The sequence below is a fragment of the Sphaerochaeta sp. UBA5836 genome (genome assembly GCF_002432845.1).
In the GTDB taxonomy this organism is placed as follows: domain Bacteria; phylum Spirochaetota; class Spirochaetia; order Sphaerochaetales; family Sphaerochaetaceae; genus Sphaerochaeta.
In genome coordinates this window covers 15,728-16,203 of the sequence record NZ_DJGW01000053.1, presented here as the reverse complement: position 1 = coordinate 16,203, position 476 = coordinate 15,728, and the positions used below count along the sequence as shown (strand labels likewise).

The window sequence follows — 476 nt, the reverse complement described above, 5'->3', positions numbered from 1 at the left end:
TTGATTAACAGCATATCCTTTGAGGAGATACTTTTTCATGATTGATGTTGCCCACTTTCGAAAGGCAACACCCCTTCTTGATTTTACCCTATATCCCACCGAAATGATTACATCAAGCGTGTAAAATGGTACAGGTTGCTTAACTCCAACAACACGCATTTTTTGCGTGTTGTTATTCCTCTCCAATTCATTATCTGAAAAAACATTGTTTATATGTTTCCTAATCGTTTTCTCATCCTTGTCAAAAAGTAATGCCATCTGATTGGCCGTTAGCCATACCGTCTCGTCCTCTGGAGAAAATGGAACTTCTATGGTCACTCCATCATCCATAAAAATTGCCAGTTCCATATGTTTCTCATTTTCCATCTACTTCTCCTTTAGGCTCGATTGCAATGTTATGAGCAATAGCAACCATACTTCGGAATAAGTATGACAAGTGCTTCATACGAGACATAGGGAACATACCAACCTATCGG

Annotated in this window: 1 protein-coding gene; it reads right to left on the bottom strand. The window is 38.9% G+C overall.

The genetic code is table 11. The annotated features are described in order from the left end of the window. Positions 1 to 366, bottom strand: a 366-nt coding sequence (gene rhuM / locus B3F49_RS04030; protein WP_293909140.1) for a RhuM family protein, incomplete at its 3' end; no start/stop codon positions are given. Positions 367 to 476: the final 110 nt, after the last annotated feature.